We start from the raw sequence: 4,667 nt of genomic DNA, 5'->3' as shown, positions 1-4,667 counted from the left end.
GTTGCTGCTGCGATCGGGCTACGGGCATAGCTAGCGATGTTAGAGGCATCGTTGAAGTATTGCAGAGTGCTTTCGGTATTGCCGCTAGGACTATATGCCAAACCGTTAGCGAGGGCAACCAAAACCTGCTCGCGGGGAATAGCTTGATTAGGTTCAAATCGATTACCAGGATAACCAGATAAGAAACCAATGCTATAAGCTTGCACAATCGCACTGGATGCCCAATAGTTGCTGGGTACATCAGCAAAATTGATTGCTGGCCGTTGTTGGGCTTTTTGGAAAGCTTTGTTGACCATCGCGGCAAATTGAGCGCGTGTCACCGCTTCTTCAGGGTGGAAGCTACCATCAGGAAATCCGGCAATTACACCTCGCTGTGACAATTGTTGAATAAATTGTGCTGCCCAATAGTTAGATGAAACATCAGAAAAAGTCGTTTGAGCTAAAGATGGTGAAGCTGTCATGAAAGGGGCTACAGTAACGACTGTGACGCTCAAAGCCATGAGTGCAGCTGTTCTAGATTGCCAACGATTTAAGTTAAACATTCTTTTTTTACTCCGATACAATTATTTTTTTTACTGTTAAATAGTTAGACATTTACTAAAGTGTAAGGTTCCTAATTTTTCTGCTTTTTGTAAAAACCATTACTTTAGTCATACAGTCATAATTAAATATCTATTCCAAGGGAACTAGCTAATAAAAATAATGTCATCACACTCTTCCCTATTAGCAAATTTTCAAAAATATAGATAGTGAGTGAGACGATACAGAGATATAATAGTTACAGTGAAATAGAAAATTTTATGGTTAAAAACGAAAGCGATCGCAGACTCTAGTTAAAGTGCGATCGCTTATTGAATAACTAAACTATTTAAGTCAAAAGATTCTAATTGTGACTGATACAGATGTTGAAGTAATAGACCCGACAACCACTGTATACGGCGAGTTAATTGCTAAGTTTTAACACAACATAAGGCGAGTTAATTGCTGAGGCTTGATTAGAACTAACTAGTGCTTGGTAGATAAAAGCTGCTACTTGAGCGCGAGTGGCGGTTGCGGTTGGATTCAGTAACTTCACATTTGGATAGTTAACCACAATTTGCTTTTCGGTTGCTGCTGCGATCGGGCTACGGGCATAGCTAGCGATGTTAGAGGCATCGTTGAAGTATTGCAGAGTGTTTTCGGCATTGCCACTAGGACTATATTTCAAACCGTTAGCGAGAGCAACCAAAACCTGCTCGCGGGGAATAGCTTGGTTAGGCTGAAAGCGATTACCAGGATAACCAGCTAAGAAATCAATGGTATAAGCTTGCCGAATCGCACTAGATGCCCAATAGTTACTAGGCACATCAGTAAAATTGATTGCTTGTCGTTGCTGGGCTTTTTGGAAAGCTTTATCGATCATCGCGGCAAATTGAGCGCGTGTCACCGGTTCTTCAGGGCGGAAGCTACCATCAGGAAATCCAGCAATTATACCTTGCTGTGACAATTGTTGAATAAATTGTGCCGCCCAATAGTTAGATGAAACATCAGAAAAAGCAGTTTCAGATGAAGATAGCGGCGAGCATCCCACTTTGATAAGTTTACCTTCTTGCAAAGGATAATTCACTGGATCGCAAACAAAACTTACCGACTTAGCATCTATAGAAGTCCGCGTTGGCGGATTTTGTTTATCTGGCTGTGATTTCCAATCCTCAGATATTTTTTCAATAGTGGGATGCTTACTTAAAAACTCTGAGTCTGCAACAATGTCGTGAGGTCCTTTAACACTTATCTTAGAAGCATTTAGATAAATATTATAATCATAAACAACGTTTTGGTTTTTAGTGTTATTGTTAATATCCTTCCCCGGAAAAGCATAGAGAATGTTCCTGAGAATTCTGACATCAGATGACGTATGAGCAAATATTTGCCCACCTTTAAGTTCGGGACTCTGATTATTTAAAATAGCTGTGTTATTTACAATATCAACATGATCGCTGAAAAATGCATGAATCCCTGACCCACCATTCTCATACGTCAGATTATTTTTAACTAAAGTACGCCCTTTATATGCACCCAATTTTGAGTTGTCTTGATTTCTGGTGCTATCTATAATAATGCCATTACCGTCTGTGATTTGTCCGACTGCAATCCAAGGGATGTACATCCGATTGTTGTAACTCTTGTTGTTAGTAACTAACATCTTGTATCCCCGGTTATTGTCAGAATTCCAATTACTCAACATTGAAATACCACTAGAACCATAAATACCATACCAGGCATTATTAAATACTACGTTATTATCTACTGTCACGTAGTCCGATTGAATCGCTGAAATACCTGCTCCTCCACAGTCATGCACTTTGTTGTTCAGAATACGGATGTGATGAACATGACCATTCGTTCTTCCGTCAACGTTGATACAGTTTCCATTCGTTAGCGGATTGACTTTGTTAGTCTTCTGACTCATCGCATAATCAAGGGTTATATTGGCATTATTTCCGATAACCTCTAGCCCATTGATCTCGATATATGAAGCTTCATTTGAAATCAAAATACCATTCCATGTATTGTGCTGAATTTTTGGGAAATGCCCAGGATATGCTTTATACCTAATCCATGCATTTGCAGTTCCAGAACGTTTAATATTTACCACACTCCCATCTTTGGGTGCATTTGTGTATACTCCGTTCATAATCAATACCGTATCGCCAGGATTGGTAAGATTTGCTGCCTTTTGAATTGTCCTAAAGGCGGATGAAGTAGAGAGTCCGCTATTTTTGTCGTTTCCATTACCACTAACATAGTATGTTTTCGGTGTTGAATTCGCGCTGATTAACTCTTTGCGGCTGGATAAACTAATTTCCTTGTTAGTGGATACTTGACGGACGTTTTCAACTAAAGATGCTTTTATACTTTCTCCCTGAGCCAAAAGACTTAAGACTATGGGAATTGCAAGATATGTGCTTAAGCCGAAACCTTGAGTTACCACAAGAAAAGTCCCCTTGAACGTCACTACTTAATAAAAGTATCAGGATATTCCGTAAATTTGAATACTCTTTTAGATACAGAATATAAGACAGCTAATATAGCAATCCTGAATCATTTGTAAACATAAATTAACCGCAGAGGCGCAGAGAACGCAGAGAGAGGAATCTGAGAGGTTGTTTGAAAAGTTACTAGCCCTGGCGACTAGAAGTCGCGGCTACACAAACAAAACCTGCCTACGCAGGTTAAAAACTATTTATTTTTTATTAGTCCACGGAGGTGGACTAAGTTTTGTGTAGTAGCGAATTATATTCGCCCAATACTTTTCAAACATCCTCTGAGATTTTCACGACTCATTTAGGATTGCCATAGCGCAATTAAATAAATGTTTCCATAAATATTGATACTGATTAAGACGATATGAAGGTAGAATGGTTTCTGTTAAATAGAATTTTTTAGGCTTAAAAACAAAGGCGATCGCACACTATAGTTAAAGTGGCGATCGCAGATCAGGGATGATTAAATTCACAACTTGAATTAAGTTAAATTTAGTAGCGGGATTGTGGTACTAAATTCAAGTTAGAATTGAGTGTGATTTTTAAATCCTGTTCAGGTCTGAGGACAAAGGCATTTCTTTCTTTTTTCCGCAACAGCACGCTAGCACCCGCACCCGCAGCTGCACCGATAACAGGTTTTAAATCGTCAATTTTGTTGTTCCCAGTAATTAGTGAACCTAAAAGACCAGCACCCCCACCAATAGCTGCGTCAGTTAAAACCTGATTTGTGCTAGGTCCCTGTTTAACTCTTTGAGTTGTGGTGTATGTCCGAGAAGTTGCATTAATTGACTGACGCTGACCATTAGAAAATTCTAATTCTTGAGCTACAAACCTTACGCCTTTTCCTTGGTTATCATCTGTATTTCTTGAATAATTATCTAAGTCAACAGATTCTAGCCGTCCATTTACTTTAGTACCAGCAGGAATTAAGACATTTCTATTCCTATCGATAATGTCGTTCGCTATTCTCAAAGTTAGAGATTTACTTTCCCCAGGAGCAATAGTAATTGTCTCTTTATCGTAGCTGACAGGAAAAGTAACTCCAGAAGGAATAGTAGCGTTTCCGTTTCCGTATTGTCCACTTCTGTCTTGCCCAATTCTATATTGAGCATTAGCAGGAGCCAAGCTAAATAGGGGGCTAATGACGCTTGTAGTAACCGCCATTGCCATAAGTGCAGCAGTTCCAGATTTCCATTGATTTAGGCGAGTCATAAGAGGGTTATCCTTTGTGTATGTCATGTATGTAATGACGAGGATTCACTGAGTTTGTTTCTGACTGTTTTTGAACCTGTCTATAGGCAGATTCTGAAGATATAAATACTTATTATGTTGCGATCGCGTGGGTATAGCCCGCACTTGGACATTGGTTCGACTCCGCTCACCACCCGCTCTATTACCATTGTAGACATCGCCGTTCAGAATGCTAATATGCGTTACTAAAATTAGAGACGAAACTTTGATTTGTGAAAATGTGCGGTGTCCAGATCCCCGACTTCTTCCAGAAGTCGGGGATCTAATTTTTCACAAATGATTTAGGACTGCTACATAACGGAAACGAGTATTATTTTGTTCCCAAATGCTGTTTTATCGTAAGGATTCAGGTCTAAAATTGTGGAAGCAAAGAAGGGCGAGACTGAGAATTAA

2 protein-coding genes and 1 pseudogene are annotated in these 4,667 nt (G+C 39.5%); all 3 read right to left on the bottom strand.

All coding sequences use genetic code 11. The annotated features are described in order from the left end of the window. A partial coding sequence (locus tag HWQ37_RS16725) for an S-layer homology domain-containing protein (protein WP_292748796.1) occupies positions 1 to 542 on the bottom strand: 542 nt, incomplete at its 3' end. Between the two features lie 419 nt (positions 543 to 961). Next, positions 962 to 1,594: pseudogene (locus HWQ37_RS16720) on the bottom strand (S-layer homology domain-containing protein); the annotation flags it as partial. A gap of 1,921 nt (positions 1,595 to 3,515) precedes the next feature. Then, on the bottom strand, positions 3,516 to 4,235 hold the full coding sequence (locus HWQ37_RS16715) for a conjugal transfer protein TrbI (RefSeq protein WP_292748794.1): 720 nt from the start codon (positions 4,233 to 4,235) through the stop codon (positions 3,516 to 3,518). Between the last annotated feature and the right edge of the window lie 432 nt (positions 4,236 to 4,667).

The sequence above is a fragment of the Nostoc sp. NMS4 genome (genome assembly GCF_017115095.1).
Classification (GTDB): domain Bacteria; phylum Cyanobacteriota; class Cyanobacteriia; order Cyanobacteriales; family Nostocaceae; genus Nostoc.
Note: the sequence above shows the minus strand (reverse complement) of the source record. Positions and strands in the feature narration are given on the sequence as shown.

Coding starts and splice junctions, on each gene's coding strand:
- HWQ37_RS16715 (WP_292748794.1), bottom strand. CDS start 4,235: ATGACTCGCCTAAATCAATGGAAATCTGGAACTGCTGCACTTATGGCA.